The organism is Conyzicola sp., assembly GCF_046714715.1.
Classification (GTDB): domain Bacteria; phylum Actinomycetota; class Actinomycetes; order Actinomycetales; family Microbacteriaceae; genus Conyzicola.
The window spans coordinates 1-14515 of record NZ_JBKKAD010000077.1 but is presented as its reverse complement, the minus strand read 5'-3'; the positions used below and the strand labels follow the sequence as shown (position 1 = coordinate 14515).

General features: G+C 68.1%; 17 protein-coding genes. 8 read left to right on the top strand and 9 right to left on the bottom strand.

What is annotated here, in order from left to right; all coding sequences use genetic code 11:
* The 4 genes from ACLQ6X_RS06305 to ACLQ6X_RS06290 form a co-directional block, all read right to left on the bottom strand.
* Positions 1-414, bottom strand: a 414-nt coding sequence (locus tag ACLQ6X_RS06305; RefSeq protein WP_411699319.1) for a non-canonical purine NTP pyrophosphatase, incomplete at its 3' end; no start/stop codon positions are given.
* A complete protein-coding gene (rph, locus tag ACLQ6X_RS06300; RefSeq protein WP_411699318.1) occupies positions 411-1130 on the bottom strand; it encodes a ribonuclease PH in 720 nt (239 codons plus the stop codon). The genes ACLQ6X_RS06305 and rph, both read right to left, overlap by 4 nt.
* Positions 1127-1999, bottom strand: coding sequence for a glutamate racemase (gene murI / locus ACLQ6X_RS06295; RefSeq protein WP_411699317.1), 873 nt, complete (start codon positions 1997-1999; stop codon positions 1127-1129). The genes rph and murI overlap by 4 nt, the downstream gene beginning before the upstream one ends.
* A gap of 10 nt (positions 2000-2009) precedes the next feature.
* Entirely contained in the window at positions 2010-3476 is a 1467-nt protein-coding gene (locus ACLQ6X_RS06290) for a cryptochrome/photolyase family protein (RefSeq protein WP_411699316.1), read from the bottom strand.
* 39 nt (positions 3477-3515) lie between these two features.
* On the opposite strand from ACLQ6X_RS06290, the gene ACLQ6X_RS06285 reads away from it, so the two are divergent.
* Entirely contained in the window at positions 3516-4826 is a 1311-nt protein-coding gene (locus tag ACLQ6X_RS06285; protein ID WP_411699321.1) for a nicotinate phosphoribosyltransferase, read from the top strand.
* 40 nt (positions 4827-4866) lie between these two features.
* On the opposite strand, the gene ACLQ6X_RS06280 is transcribed toward ACLQ6X_RS06285, so the two are convergent.
* The 3 genes from ACLQ6X_RS06280 to ACLQ6X_RS06270 are packed head-to-tail and all read right to left on the bottom strand — an operon-like array spanning position 4867 to position 7642.
* Positions 4867-5124: a DUF3039 domain-containing protein gene (locus tag ACLQ6X_RS06280; RefSeq protein WP_411699315.1), complete on the bottom strand. Its 258-nt coding sequence runs from the start codon at positions 5122-5124 to the stop codon at positions 4867-4869.
* Between the two features lie 47 nt (positions 5125-5171).
* A complete protein-coding gene (locus tag ACLQ6X_RS06275) occupies positions 5172-6740 on the bottom strand; it encodes a hypothetical protein (protein ID WP_411699314.1) in 1569 nt (522 codons plus the stop codon).
* On the bottom strand, positions 6716-7642 hold the full coding sequence (locus ACLQ6X_RS06270; RefSeq protein ID WP_411699313.1) for an ABC transporter ATP-binding protein: 927 nt from the start codon (positions 7640-7642) through the stop codon (positions 6716-6718). Before ACLQ6X_RS06270 ends, ACLQ6X_RS06275 begins: the two co-directional genes overlap by 25 nt.
* 91 nt (positions 7643-7733) lie before the next feature.
* Between ACLQ6X_RS06270 and ACLQ6X_RS06265 the strand changes: the two genes are divergently transcribed.
* The 6 genes from ACLQ6X_RS06265 to ACLQ6X_RS06240 all read left to right on the top strand — a co-directional run bounded on the left by ACLQ6X_RS06265 (position 7734) and on the right by ACLQ6X_RS06240 (position 12019).
* Complete coding sequence (locus ACLQ6X_RS06265; RefSeq protein ID WP_411699312.1) at positions 7734-8030, top strand: hypothetical protein; 297 nt, start codon at positions 7734-7736, stop codon at positions 8028-8030.
* A 334-nt stretch (positions 8031-8364) separates the two neighbouring features.
* Entirely contained in the window at positions 8365-9057 is a 693-nt protein-coding gene (locus ACLQ6X_RS06260; protein WP_411699311.1) for an NTP transferase domain-containing protein, read from the top strand.
* Between the two features lie 60 nt (positions 9058-9117).
* Positions 9118-9927, top strand: a complete 810-nt coding sequence (locus tag ACLQ6X_RS06255; RefSeq protein WP_411699310.1) for an ABC transporter permease — start codon at positions 9118-9120, stop codon at positions 9925-9927.
* A 3-nt stretch (positions 9928-9930) separates the two neighbouring features.
* Positions 9931-10710 carry an ABC transporter ATP-binding protein gene (locus ACLQ6X_RS06250; protein ID WP_411699309.1) on the top strand — a complete coding sequence of 260 codons (780 nt, stop codon included), beginning with the start codon at positions 9931-9933 and terminating at the stop codon, positions 10708-10710.
* An 8-nt stretch (positions 10711-10718) separates the two neighbouring features.
* A complete protein-coding gene (locus tag ACLQ6X_RS06245) occupies positions 10719-11573 on the top strand; it encodes a hypothetical protein (RefSeq protein WP_411699308.1) in 855 nt (284 codons plus the stop codon).
* A gap of 83 nt (positions 11574-11656) precedes the next feature.
* The gene (locus tag ACLQ6X_RS06240) at positions 11657-12019 is read left to right on the top strand and encodes a methyltransferase domain-containing protein (RefSeq protein WP_411699307.1); all 363 of its coding nucleotides are present in this window, start codon (positions 11657-11659) and stop codon (positions 12017-12019) included.
* Positions 12020-12029: 10 nt separating this feature from the next.
* On the opposite strand, the gene ACLQ6X_RS06235 is transcribed toward ACLQ6X_RS06240, so the two are convergent.
* The gene (locus tag ACLQ6X_RS06235) at positions 12030-12995 is read right to left on the bottom strand and encodes a DNA topoisomerase IB (protein ID WP_411699306.1); all 966 of its coding nucleotides are present in this window, start codon (positions 12993-12995) and stop codon (positions 12030-12032) included.
* Positions 12996-13094: 99 nt separating this feature from the next.
* On the opposite strand from ACLQ6X_RS06235, the gene ACLQ6X_RS06230 reads away from it, so the two are divergent.
* Complete coding sequence (locus ACLQ6X_RS06230; protein ID WP_411699305.1) at positions 13095-13370, top strand: hypothetical protein; 276 nt, start codon at positions 13095-13097, stop codon at positions 13368-13370.
* A gap of 5 nt (positions 13371-13375) precedes the next feature.
* Here the strand turns inward: ACLQ6X_RS06230 and ACLQ6X_RS06225 are convergent, their stop codons facing one another.
* Positions 13376-14512, bottom strand: a complete 1137-nt coding sequence (locus ACLQ6X_RS06225) for a CDP-glycerol glycerophosphotransferase family protein (protein WP_411699320.1) — start codon at positions 14510-14512, stop codon at positions 13376-13378.
* Between the last annotated feature and the right edge of the window lie 3 nt (positions 14513-14515).

The following is a 14515-nucleotide window of genomic DNA, read 5'->3' as shown; positions in this document are numbered from 1 at the left end:
CCATTGCGCGCTCGCGACCAGCGGTTGCGTGTCGCCGGGACCGCGCATCAGCACGAGAACGCTTTCATAGTGCGCGCCGCGGTTGTCCTGCGCGGACATCGCATCGAGGAGTTTCTGATTGTTCCTGAGATCCGACTTTGGTTCACCAGCATAGCGCGCGGAATGAACGCCCGGCGCACCGCCGAGGGCGTCCACGCACAATCCCGAATCGTCGGCGAGCGCGGGCAAGCGCGTTGCGAAGCAGACATGGCGCGCCTTGGCGAGCGCGTTTTCTAGGAAAGTTTCGTACGGCTCCTCCGCCTCGGTGATGCCGAGTTCGACCTGCGTGATCACTCGCGTTGCGAAGGGTGCGAGGAGTTGCTCTATCTCGGCCTTCTTTCCAGGATTTCCGGAAGCAAGGACGATGCTTTTCACAATCCCAAAGCGCGTCGCTGATGCGCGACCAGTTCCGAAATTCCGCGCGCGGCGAGGCCGAGCAGATTGTCCAGTTCCTCGCGGGCAAAGGGCTCGCCTTCCGCGGTGCCCTGCACTTCGACGAATCGCCCGCCGCCGGTCATCACCACGTTCATGTCGGTCTGGCAGGCCGAATCTTCGGGGTAGTCGAGGTCCAGCACCGGCTCGCCCTGGTAGACGCCCACCGATACGGCGGCGACGAACTCCTTCACCGGCAGCGCGGCGATCATGCCCTTGCCGCGCATCCACGTGAGCGCGTCGTGCACCGCGACGAACGAGCCGGTGATCGCCGCGGTGCGCGTGCCGCCGTCGGCCTGCAGCACGTCGCAGTCGATCACGATGGTGTTCTCGCCGAGCGCCTTCATGTCGACGACGGCGCGCAGCGAACGTCCGATGAGGCGCGAGATCTCGTGCGTGCGGCCGCCGATCTTGCCCTTGACGCTCTCGCGGTCCATGCGGTCGTTCGTCGAGCGCGGCAGCATCGAGTACTCGGCGGTGACCCAGCCGGTGCCCTTGCCCTTCAGCCAGCGCGGCACCCCGTTGGTGAACGACGCCGTGCACAGCACCTTCGTGTTTCCGAACGAGATGAGTGCGGAACCCTCGGCCTGCGTGCTCCAGCCGCGCTCGATCGTCACGGGGCGGAGGTCGGTGGCGGTGCGGCCGTCGGAACGGGTCATGAGGCGTCTGCTTTCGGTAGAGGTGCTCGTGAGAGATCGAGTGCGGGGAGGTGGATCGCGCCGGTCTCGACGAGGTCCACGCGGGTGACCTCGGGGCCGAGGAACCGGCCGGCGAGGCGCAAGAACTGCTGCTGGCTGCCGCCGGTGGCCTCGAACCGGTAGACCGGCGACTCGCGAGACGTTCGCTCGAGGCCGTGCTTCACGAGCATCCGGTACACGTCGTATGCGGTCTCTTCCGCGCTCGAGACGAGAGTGACCTCTTCTCCCATCACGTACTGGATGGCCGCGGCCAGCAACGGGTAGTGCGTGCAGCCGAGCACGAGGGTGTCGATGTCGGCGCCCTTGAGCGGCGCGAGGTACTGCTCGGCGACCGCGAAGAGCTCGGGGCCGCTGGTGACCCCGGCCTCGACGAATTCGACGAACCGCGGGCAGGCCTCGGTAAAGATGTGCAGGTCGGATGCCGCGGCGAACGCGTCCTCGTAGGCGAGCGACTGCACCGTTCCCACCGTGCCGATCACGCCGACGCGCTTGTTGCGGGTCTGGCGCACGGCGGCGCGCACGGCGGGCTGGATGACCTCGACGACGGGGATGCCGTAGCCGCCGGTGAACCGCTCGCGGGCGTCGCGCAGCATGGCCGACGACGCCGTGTTGCACGCGATCACGAGCAGTTTCACGCCCTCGGCGACCAGGTCGTCCATGACCTCGAGCGCGTACCGGCGCACGTCGGCGATGGGTTTGGGGCCGTACGGCGAGTGCGCGGTGTCGCCGACGTAGGTGATCGACTCCCGCGGCATCTGGTCGATGATGGCCCGGGCGACGGTCAAACCGCCGACTCCCGAGTCGAAGACTCCGATCGGCGCATCTGTCACGCCCACGAGTTTAGTGGAAGCCGTCGCGCTCCCTCTCCTGCTGCACCACGTCTTCGCGGTCGGCCAGCCGGCGCAGCCCCGCGAGCGGCTGCGCCATGCGGTGGTTGGTGCGCAGCGCCGGCTCCACCCGGTCGAGGAACGCCCAGTAACCGGCAGTGTACGGGCACGCGTCGGGGCCGAGACGCTTCTTCGGGTTGAAGCGGCAGCCGCCGCAGTAGTCGGTCATCCGGTCGATGTAGGCGCCGCCCGAGGCGTAGGGCTTCGTCGCGACGATGCCGCCGTCGGCGTGCTGGCTCATGCCGATCACGTTGGCCGGCATCACCCACGGGGTGCCGTCGACGAACATGTCGGTGAACCAGTCGTTGAGCTGCACGGGGTCGTAGCCGCGTTGCAGCGCCCAGTTGCCGATCACCATGAGCCGCTGGATGTGGTGCGCCCAGCCACGCTCGCGCAGCCCGCCGATGGAGTGCCGCAGGCAGTTCGCCTCGACCGCCGCGGCGTCGAGTTCGACGAACTCGCGCGGCAGGTCGACGGTGGCGCGCAGCGCGTTGTGCCCCGTGCGGTAATCCTCGCCGAGGTGCCAGTAGAGGTGCCAGACGTAGTCGCGCCACCCGGCGATCTGGCGAACGAATCCCTCGACGCTCGCCAGCGGCGCATTGCCGTTCGCGTATTCCGCCGCCGCCGTCTCCACGACGTGCCGGGGGTCGAGCAGGCCGAGGTTCATCGGTGCGCTGAGCAGCGAGTGCGCCATGGTCCAGTCGCCGGTGAGCGTGGCGTCCTCGTAGGTGCCGAAGTCGCCGAGGCGGGTCTTGATGAAGTCGGCGAGCGCCGCCCCCGCTTCCGCTCCGGTGGCGGCAAACCGGCGCGGACCGTCGTCGCCGACCAGGCGGATGTCGCCCGCGGCCTGCCAGCGGTCGAGGTCTGCGCGCACCTCGGCGTCGATGTCGTCTTCGACCGGCCAGCGCGGGTCGGGCAACCCGAGCGAGACGGCGTTCTTGGGCGGCGGTTGGCGGTTGTCGTGGTCGTAGTTCCACTGTCCGCCCGCCGGCGCCTGGCCTTCCATGAGCAGCCCGGTGCGCATCCGGGTGTCCCGGTAGAAGTCCTCGAGCAGCAGCCGCCCGTTGCCGCGCGTCGTCGCCCACGCCGCGAACTCCTCCTCGGTGGTGACGAACCCGCGGCTGGGCAGGATGCGCGCGCCGAGCCGGCGCACGGTCCGACGCGCGGCATACGACGTGGGATCGACGACCTCGAGGTCGTCGCGGCCTGTCGTCACCTCGGAGTAGGACTCGACCTGGTGGAACTCGACCCGGTCGCCGAGTTCGGCGGCGCGATGGCGGATGGCCGAGAGGATGAGGTGGGCCTTTGCCCGGTGGATCGGGCGGCGGCGCAGCACCGACTTCGCTTCGATCAGCAGCATCGGCCCGCCGTCGTCGAACAGCTCGCCGAGCTGCCCCGCGAAGATCCACCGCACTGTCATGGCTCTCACGCTAGGCGATGCGCGACAATCGATAGGCTCATTGACATGACGAGCGCGCTGCTGACCGACCGCTACGAGCTGACCATGATCGACGCGGCCATGCGCAGCGGCCTGCACGACAGGGAATGCGTCTTCGAGGTCTTCGCGCGGCGGTTGCCCGAGGGGCGGCGCTACGGCATCGTCGCGGGAACCGGGCGGCTGCTCGACCTCATCCGCGACTTCCGCTTCGAGGATGCCGAACTCACCTGGTTGCGCGACCACGGCGTCGTCACCGAGAAGACACTCGACTGGCTCGCGGACTACAGATTCCACGGCGACATCTCCGGCTACCAGGAGGGCGAGGTCTACTTCCCCAACTCCCCCATCCTCGTGGTCGACGGCACGTTCGCCGAGGCCGTGATCCTCGAGACCCTCGCCCTCAGCGTGCTGAACTACGACTCGGCCATCGCGAGCGCCGCCGCCCGCATGGTCTCCGCCGCCGACGGGCGCCCTATCGCCGAGATGGGATCCCGCCGCACCGGCGAGCGCTCGGCCGTCGCCGCCGCCCGCGCCGCCTTCATCGCCGGATTCGGCGCGACCAGCAACCTCGAGGCCGGACGCGCATGGGGCATCCCGACGATGGGAACCGCCGCGCACGCGTTCACCCTGCTGCACGACAGCGAGGAGGAGGCGTTCCGCTCGCAGATCGCCGCCCTCGGCTCGGGAACGACGCTGCTCGTCGACACCTACGACGTGCCCGCGGCCGTGGAAACCGCCGTGCGGGTCGCGGGAACCGGCCTCGGCGCCGTGCGCATCGACTCGGGCGACCTGCCGGCACAGGTGGGCGCTGTGCGCCGCCAGCTCGACTCGCTCGGCGCCGTCAACACCAAGATCACCGTCACGAACGACCTCGACGAGTACACGATCGCCGCCCTCCGCGCGGCCCCCGTCGACTCCTACGGGGTCGGAACCTCCGTCGTCACCGGGTCCGGGCATCCCGCCGCCTCGATGGTCTACAAGCTCGTTGCCAGGCGCGACGACGCCGGCGAGTGGGTCTCGGTTGCAAAGAAATCGGCGTCGAAGGCCACCGTCGGCGGACGCAAGCACCCCGTGCGCACGCTGGAAGACGGCGTCGCCGTCGCCGAGACGATCTACGTGGGCGACGAACCTGCGGTGTCGGATGCCGAACGTCGCCTTCTCGTGCCCCTCATGATCCAGGGTGAGCCGGTTGCCGACTACCTCGGAGCGCATGGCACGGGAGTGGCCCGCACGCATCGTGCCGCCGCCATCGCCGAGCTGTCGGATCAGGCTTTCCGCCTCGGACGGGGCGAGCCCGCCATCCCGACGGTCTACGTGAGCTCTGCCGGTTGAGTAGGCCGTCTACGGCCGTATCGAAACCCAGCGAAGCGCGTTACTTCATCGTCTCGTAGATCTCTTTGCAGGTGGGGCAGACGGGAAACTTCTGCGGGTCGCGGCCCGGGGTCCACAGCTTGCCGCACAGGGCGCGAACGGGCTTGCCGGTGAGCGCGGACTCCATGATCTTGTTCTTCGGTGCGTAGTGGGAGAAGCGCTCGTGATCGCCCTCTTCGACCTGCTCGCTGTTGAGCAGTTCCTCGAGTTCGCGATCGAGAGTTGAGGTGCCTCCGCCGGTGTGCTCGGTATCAGTCATAGACCGATTCTACTTTCGCACCCGGCGGTTCGCTCGGCCACCGTGCGCTAGTTGCGCATCGCGAAGGCGAGGAGCTCGGGCCCGCGTTTCTCGAAGACCCGGCTGCCCCACGCGACGCCGCCGACCAACACCGCTGCTCCGATGACGACGCCTGCAGCCAGCGACAGGTACGGCCAGTACCCGCCCTCGTTCACACCGATGACCCCGGCGATGACGGCCGGTGCGGCGAACCCGAGGATAGCCAGGAACGAGAGAGCCTGCAGGAGTCCGGCCGGGCTCCCGCTCTGGGGCTGGGCGAACGGGCTGTCGCCCGGCCGCACGGCGGCGTACGGGAACCGGGCCGACATGAAGCTCGAGAGACCGAGGCCGCTGAGCAGGATGCCCGTACTCACGCCCACCACGCTGGGCAGCACGGCCCAATCGCCGTAGACGAGGGCGCTGACCACGGAACCCACGGCGATCACCACCATGCCGACGATGAGCGCGGGCAGCAGGCGGCCGATGCGGTCGGCCCGGCCCGGGGTGCTCGCCGAGGTGTGCAGCCAGACGGCCGTGTTGTCGAATGCGACGTCGTTGTGGATCGACCACGACAGAAACAGGCACATGATCGGCAGCGGCAGCAGGGCGATCAGCGGCAGCGGGCCCGCGCCGATGACGAGGGCGACGACCATGAAGATCGGAATGAGCGGGATCGCGATGAGCGACGTGCCGTAGCGGGAGTCGCGCAGCCAGTAGGTGACGCTCCGCGCGGCGATGACGCCCGTGCGGGTGGCGGGAAAGACGCCGAACCAGCCGAGACCCGTGTATCGCTTGGCCTGCGCCTGACGCTGCGGGGTCGTGAGCATCCTCGACACGAGCGCCCGCCAGACGAGTGCGAGCACCGCGATCCAGCCCACCGCGATGAGCAGCTTGAGAGCGGCTGCTCCCCCGTCGCCGGCCGCGGCGGCAGCGGGGAACGCCCAGGCCGCTCCGACGGGCGTCCAGCCGAGCACGGCGGCGATGCGCCCGAGAACGTCGAGGCCCTCGCGGGCCCAGTCGACCGAGACGAGCGCGACGATCACGGGCGAGAGGCTCACGAGCGCGATCAGCCCGAAGATGGCGGTGGTGTCCCGTGCCCGCCGGGTGGCGAGCAGGAACGCGGCGACCGAGGTGGAGATGCGTGCCGACAGCACGCAGGTGACGACGATGATGAACGCTGCGGCGACCGCGAGCAGCGCGGGGCCGGCGCCACGGCTCCAGGTCGCGATCTGCGCGACGGCCATGATCGTGACGACGATGGTCGGTACCGACACGAACGACGCGATGGCGAGCGAGGTGGCGAGCTTGTTGTTGGGAATGCCGAACAGCGCGAACTTGCGCGGGTCGAGCGTGTCGTCGATGCCCAGCACGAGCGGCAACACGGTGAACACGACCAGCACCGCCGACCCGAGAACGATGGTGGCGCTGGCCGCGACATCGACGTCGAAGAACCGCAGGGCGATGAGGCCGCCGACCACGAGCACGGCCGTGCCGAGTCCGTACAGCAGGCCGAGCACGAGCCCGAGCAGCTGCCAGGGGCTGCGGCGGAACGAGTTGCCAAGAAGCCGCAGCTTCAGTCGGAGAATTTGTGCAACCACTCCATGCCCTCCGCCGCCTTGCGCCCGCCGGCGAGTTCGACGAACCGTTCTTCGAGCGACTTGTCGCCGCGCACCTCGGCCATCGTCCCCGTCGCCAGTACCGCTCCGTTAACCACGACCGCGACCGAATCGCAGATGCGTTCGATGAGGTTCATGGTGTGGCTCGACATCACCACGGTTCCTCCGGCGGCCACGTACTTCTGCAGTATCTCGATGACGTTCGCCGCGGATACCGGGTCGACCGATTCGAACGGCTCGTCGAGCACGAGCAGGCGCGGCGAGTGGATCATGGCCGCGGCGATCGCGATCTTCTTGGTCATTCCGGCCGAGTAGTCCGACACCAGACGGTCGAGCGAGTCTTCGAGCCCGAAGGCCGCCGACAGGTCTGCGGTGCGGTTGCGCACGACGCTCTTCTCGAGCCCGTGCAGGATGCCGGAGTAGTACAACAGCTGAGCACCGGTGAGCCGGTCGAACAGTCTCAGGCGGTCGGGCAGCACGCCCATCGTGCGCTTGGCCACGACCGGGTTCGCCCAGACGTCGGCGCCGTGCACGACGATGCTGCCGGCGTCGGGACGCAACAGGCCGGTGACCATCGACAGCGTCGTCGTCTTGCCCGCGCCGTTCGGTCCGACGATCCCGAAGAACGAACCGGCCTCGATCTCGAGGTCGATGCCGGCGACGGCCGTCTTGTCGTCGAATCGCTTCACGAGGCCGGAGATCTTCAGCACTGTCTCGCGAGCGGCGCCCTGAATCTCGACGACCGGCGCCTCGACGACGGGCTCTGGCTCGACGACAGGCTCTGGCTCGACTGCCGGCTCTGGCTCGACTGCCGGCTCCGGCTCGACTGCCGGCTCCGGCTCCGGCTCGACAGCGGGCTCCGGAGCCACAACCGGCTCGACCACCACGGGCTTCTTTGCGGCGGGTCGGCGGGCGGGCCGTTTCGCGGGCGGGGCCGCCGGCGTCGCTTCCGTCGTCACGTCGGGCGTGGGGCCCGTGAGCTCGGTGGTGCCGTCGGGCTTCGCGGCATCCGTCGTCGTCTTCTTCGCCGGGGTGCGCTTGACCGCCGGCCTCTCGGAATTCGGCGACGCGACCGACTTCGACGCGGCGGGCTTGGCGGGGGCGGCCTTCGGCGCGCTCGTACGCGGGGTCGTCGCGCGGGGGTTCGTGGTGCGCGGGGTCGTGCTGCGCGGCGCGGTCGGTTTGACGGGGCCAGCCTTCGGCGCGGCGGGTTTGGCAGGCGTGGCCGGCTTAGCCGTGGCAGCGGTCGCCGACGTGCTCGACCGCGGCTGACGCGGGGCTGCCGGTTTGCGCGTGGCACCCGTCGTTTTCTTCGGTGTGCTTGCTGCGCGGGCGGCCGGAGTGCGAGCCGGGGGCGGTGTTTGGGCCTCGGGCAGGTCTGGTTCGGAATCCACCTGTCAACCGTACCAACCGCGTGAGACTCCCAGAGGTTCCATCACGAATCGACAACATCGGCGCGTAGCTCTGGCCCCCGCATGCGGGTGGCCCGTAAGGTTATACCAGCACAGTGTCGTGTCCAGATATTCACCTACAGGTAAACAACAGGCAAACTTGCCACCCTCATTCGTTGCCTCGTAGCGCTAGCTTGACATCAAGGAGACTCATCGTGACCACGCAGATCGTGATTTTGGCCGCCGGTATGGGCAGTCGCCTCGGCCGTTCGCTGCCGAAGCCGCTCACCGAGCTCGCCGATGGGCGCACCATCATGGGGCAGCAGTTCGACAACATCCACCACGCGTTCGGCAAAGCCGCCCAGGTCACCGTGGTCGTCGGCTACAAGCTCGAGCACATCATCGAAGCGTTCCCCGAGGCATCCTTCGTCTACAACGAGCAGTACGACCAGACCAACACGTCGAAGAGCCTGATGCGCGCGCTGCAGGCGTCCGCTCCCGGCGGCGTGCTGTGGATGAACGGCGACGTCGTCTTCGACCCGACCGCTCTCGAGCGTGCGGCCAAGCTCGTCGCCCGCGACCAGTCGTTCGTGTCGGTCAACACCGCGAAGGTCTCCGACGAAGAGGTCAAGTACACGACCGATGCCGAGGGCTACATCAAAGAGCTCTCTAAGACCGTGAAGAACGGTCTCGGCGAGGCCGTCGGCATCAACTACATCTCGCGCGACGACAAGGCCGTTCTGCTGCGCCAGCTCAAGCGCGTCGGCGCTCAGGACTACTTCGAGCGTGGCATAGAGTTGGCCATTGAGCAGGACAAGCTGCACATCGAACCGGTGGACATCTCAGACCTCTACGCAGTGGAGGTCGACTTCGCTGAAGACCTGGAACGGGCGAACCTCTTCGTCTAACCGGTCGTGGTGGGGTTGAATGGCCGCCGCCGAGGCGCCCTTTAGCCCCAAAGGATCCACGTGACCGTTGCACCACCCGAGCGAGCCGCACGCGCTCCCCTAGCGCGCTACTGGCACTCCCTGCGACTGCTCGCCACGCGCGATCTGCGTGTGCGCTACTCCACGTCGGCGCTCGGGTATGTCTGGTCGATCCTCGATCCGCTGGTCATGGCGGGCATCTACTGGTTCGTCTTCACCCAGGTCTTCGGGCGCGACGTCGGCGCCGAACCGTACATCGTCTTCCTGCTCTCGGCGCTCCTGCCGTGGACCTGGTTCACGGGGGCGGTGTCCGACACCACGCGGGCGTTCATCAAAGAGGCGAAACTCGTTCGCTCGACCAAGATCCCCCGCACGATCTGGGTCGTCAGCCTGGTGATGTCGAAGGGCATCGAGTTTATCGCCAGTCTGCCCGTGCTCGCGTTCTTCGTGATCATCAGCGGCGCGGCCGTCAACCTCAACATCCTCTACTTCCCGCTCGCGATCATCATCCAGGGCATCCTCACCGTGGGCGTCGGCCTCATCGTCGCCCCGCTCGTTGTGTTCTTCCGCGACCTCGAACGGGCAGTGAAGCTGGCCCTGCGCTTCCTGTTCTATGCGTCGCCCATCATCTACGGCGTGACCGACCTGCCGCCCGACCTGCACTTCTGGGCCGCGTTCAACCCGCTCAGCGGCATCTTCTCGCTCTACCGGGGGGCGTTCTTCCCCGAGCAGCTCGGTTCCGCCGACGACTGGTTTATGGTCTGGGTCTCAGCCGCGATGAGTATCGTCATCCTGTGTATTGGCATGCTCGTGTTCAAGCGCACCATCCGTTCGGTGCTGAAAGAGATCTGACCCGTGACCCAGAGTGATATCGCCGACCGCGCCGCGACGGCCCCGCAGACCGCGGTGATCTCTGTGACGGATGCGGGCATCCGTTATCGCCGCAACCGTCGCTCCCGTCGCAACTTCAAAGACCTGTTCAGCGCCCGTGCCCGCAAGACCCGTCCGGGCGAGTTCTGGGCGCTGCGGCACGTGACCTTCGACGTGCAGCCGGGCGAAGCCATCGGTGTCGTCGGCCGCAACGGGCAGGGCAAGTCGACCCTGCTGAAACTCGTCGCCGAGGTCGTGCTTCCCGACGAGGGGTCCGTCGGTGTGCGGGGCGGCGTCGCGCCGCTCATCGAGATCACCGGCGGTTTCGTCAACGATCTCTCCGTGCGCGAGAACGTCTACCTCACGGCCGGCCTCCACGGTATGAAGCGGGGCGAGATCCAGTCGCAATTCGACGAGATCATCGAGTTCGCCGAGATCGGCGACTTCCTCGACACCCCCTACAAGCACCTTTCCAGCGGGATGAAGGTGCGCATCGCCTTCGCCGTCGTGTCGCGGCTCGAAGAACCGATCATCCTCGTCGACGAGGTTCTGGCCGTGGGCGACCGGGCCTTCAGGGAGAAGTGCTACAACCGCATCGAAGAACTGCTCGCCGGTGGCCGCACGCTGTTCATCGTCTCGCACAGCGAGAAAGACCTGCGCCGTTTCTGCAGCCGCGGCCTCTACCTCGACAAGGGCGAGCTCGTACTCGATGCACCCATCGCCGACGTACTCGACCGGTACAACGCCGACTACGGAGTGAAATGATCAAGCCAGTGATCCCCCCGGCGACCCCACAGGTCCCCGAGGCGAACCGTTTCGTCGTGGGCGGCATCGACCGCCTGCTCACTGTGCAGCGGCCGGCCGTTCTCGCGCACCTGCGCAGTATCCGGGCACACAACCCCGACGCCACACCCGAGCAGGTGATCCGCATCCTCGAGCGGCGCTACCTCACCGCCGTGACGACGGGCGGAGCGCTCGTCGGCGCGAGCGCCGTCATCCCCGCCGTGGGAATCGGCGCATCCCTCGCCCTCTCCACCGTCGAGACCGGGGGCTTCCTCGAGGCGAGCGCGCTCTTCGCCCAGTCGGTCACCGAGGTCCACGGCATCGCGGTCGACGACCCCGACCGCGCGCGCACCCTCGTGATGACGCTCATCCTCGGCACGGCCGGCAGCGACCTCGTGAAGCAGCTCGCCAGCCAGGCGACGGGTTCCGGGCCGGTTCGCACCAAGTTCTGGGGCGAGCTCGTCACCAAGAGCCTGCCGCAGGCCGCGATGGGCCAGATCGCCGACCGGCTCAAGAGAACCTTCGTCAAGCGGTTCGCCCTCACCCAGGGCACGAACATCGTCGGCCGCGTCATCCCGTTCGGTATCGGGGCCGTTGTCGGCGGTGCCGGCAACAACCTGCTCGGTCGTCAGGTCGTGCGGAGTTCCCGCGAGGCATTCCGGGCCGCGCCTCCCGAGTTCCCCGCCGTGCTCGCGCTGCGGGAGAAGGCACCCAAGCAGCCCAAACCGCCGAGGGAACCGCGTCTGCCCAGGCGGTTGCGCGGCGACAAGACGCCGCGACCGTCGCGCACCCAGCGCGCGCTCGAGAAGGCGCAGCGCGACTTCCCCGCCGACCCCGCCGAGTAGGACCCGCGACAGGAATGGGCAGCGCTCTCTCCCCACGGTTAGAGCGAGCGGTCGACGCGCTCCCTCTTCGCACGGGGCTGCGCGTGTTGGAGATCGGTGGAGCGCCCGGCGCAGCCGCCCGCGAGGTCGCTCGACGCATCGGCCCGGCGGGACACGTCCTCGTTCTCGACCGTTCTCCCGCCGGCGTCGAACTCACCAGGCGCACATGCGCGGCCGAGATCGAGGCGGGCCTGCTGTCGACGCTCTGCGCGCCCGTCGAGAGCTTTTCGCTCGCACCCTCGATCCCGCCCTTCGATCTAGCCTTCGCGTGCCGTGTGGGCGCACTCGACGGTCGGCACCCGCGGCTTTACGCGGCAGCCCTGGCGAATATCGCAGCGGCACTCAGCGCCGAGGGCAGGCTCTTCGTCGACACCGGAGATCCGATGCGCGAGATCACACTACGGTGACCCGGCGGCTCTAACCGAGCAGTTTGCGAAGCTCGGTCTCGGCCGATGCCGTCTTCGCACGGTCGATCGTCTTGCCCTGCCGGTACTTGTCGACGAGCCGCGGGTCGACGTAGCTCTTCTTCGCGATCGACGGGGTGTTGCCGAGGGTCGCCGCGGCGTCACGCATCGCCTGCGCGAGGGCCCGGGTACGGGCCGTGCTCGACTTCGCCGGTCCGCGTTTTGCGAGACTCACGGCGGCGGCCACGGTACCGCGCAGCGTGCGGAAGTCTTTCGCCGAGAATGCGCCGCCCGTGCGCTCGCGAACGTATTCGTTGATCTCCTCCGCGGTGAGCGGGCGCCATTCGCCGTCGACCTGATACGAGAGCAACCGTGCGGTGGGCCCGCGCCGCTTGAGGTCGGCTAGCAACTCGGCGAGATCCACGTCGGTGATCTCCGAGCTCCACTGCTGCCGGCTCTTGGCCGGGAACTTGAGGGTGACCGTCGTCCCGCTGACCTTCGCGTGGGCGCACAACAGGGTCGACAGTCCGTGGCTGCCATTGGTCTCGGTGTAGCGTTCCGAACCGATACGCAGTGCGCCGGTGTCGAGCATGCGGAAGGCCCCGGCGAGCACCCGGTTGCGTGTGTTGCCCTCGCTGCGCAAGTCGATCGTCACGGCTCGACGCGCGTTTGGCAGCGCCTCGGCCAACAGCAGCGCGCGGTCGAACTTCGCCCGGTCCTTCTTCTCCCGCCAGAACGAGTGGTAGATGTACTGTCGTCGCCCGGCCTCGTCGACTCCCGTCGCCTGAATGTGGCTGTTGGGGTGCGGCGCGATCCAGACGTCGGTCCAGGCGGGCGGGATCGCGAGCGTGTCGACGCGCTCGCGCACGGCGTCGTCGTCGACCTTCCTTCCGCCGGTATCGCGGATGGAGTATCCACGTCCGCGTCGGACCCGGCCGAGGCCGGGCGTCTGGAGGTTGCTTCTGCGCAGGCGGGGCATGATCCCGACGCTACGCCGCCACTCCTCCACAGGTAAATCGCGCACGGGGGCTTGCACAGCACCCGCCCCACCGTCGTTGGCCGAACCTACCTTCGCCGCATGCAACCACTCGCTTACCGCGTTCCGTTCATCGTCGACCGCTCCCGCGCCCCCGTGCGCTACTACATCGTGAACCGCAGCACCGAGACCCTCGACGGCATGCGGCTCGCCGTGCTCGGCTCAGGGCTGCTGTTGCCCGTCAGCCAGACGCGACTGTTGCCGGGCGCGGTGCTCGGCTTCGCCGTGCGCGGCCACGATCTGGCGCGCAATTCGGTCGTCGTCGTGCGCTGGTTCCGCCCTAACGGCGACGAGTACCTGTGGCGGGTGAGCTTTTGACCCCGTCAGTCCTCGCTGATGGCGTCTTCGTCGTCATCGTCGTCGAAGGGGTCTTCGCTCGACGGCTCGTCGTCGGCGTGCAGCAGCGCGTTGCGCTCCCACTCGGCGACGAGCTGCTCGACGGCTCCGTGGAACCGCGCGGTCGCGGCACCCTGCGTGGTGTCGCCGAAATGGCGTTCCACCCAGAAGTGCAGGTTTTTCTGCGCCTCTTCGCTGTTCTGCACGCGGTCGGCGATCGCCACGATGTCGGCGGCGGCCTCGGCCTCGAGCCACTCGCTCGACCCGAGGTAGCCCGACTCGTCGATCTCGGCACGGGCCGAGACCGGGCGGGTCACGATGAGCGGTTTGCCGGTGGCGAGCCGGTCGTACACCATGGCCGAGATGTCGGTGATCGCGACATCCGCACCCGCCAGCTGCCAGCCCAGGTCGTTGCCGTCGTCGAAGATGTGGTGCGCGGCCGGGTCAGCGGCGTTGGCCGACCGGATGGCAGCGATGATCGACCGGTTCGCGGCACCGTAGGCGGGATCGATGACGCCGCTGCGCGGGTGCGGACGGTAGACCACGCGGTGGGTGCCCGTCGCGATGAGGGCGTTCACGAGAGCGACGCCGTGGGTGGCGATCGAGCCGTAGGCGGCGGATTCGCGGTCGCCCTCCCAGGTCGGGGCGTACAGCACGACGGTGCGGTCGTCTTCCGGATAGGGCAGGTCGGCGGCGAAGTGGTCGGCCTGCGGACGACCTATCGAGATCGCCCTGCGGTCGACGTCGAAGTCCCACAGCTTGCGGGCGAGCCGCTCCTTGGCCGCGTCGCCGGCCACGAAACTGAAGTCGTAGGCCTTGAACTGGTTCGTCGTCATGTACATCTTGTCGCTCTCACCGTGGTTGATGAAAACGTGCCACATGCGCCCGTACCGGAACATCTGGAAGTTCTTGGTGTTCTGGTTCACGTAGAAGACGATCTTGATGTCTTGCGAGTGGATGAACCGTTCGAGATCCACCACCTTGCGCAGGTACACCACCGGCACCGGCGATTCGTCGAGCAGCGTGAGCATGGTGCCGGGCGAGCGGGCGATGACCGCGACCTTGCGGGTCTTCGCGAGTTCCGCGAGCGGGGCGTACCACTGGCGGATCTGGTACATGTTCACGCG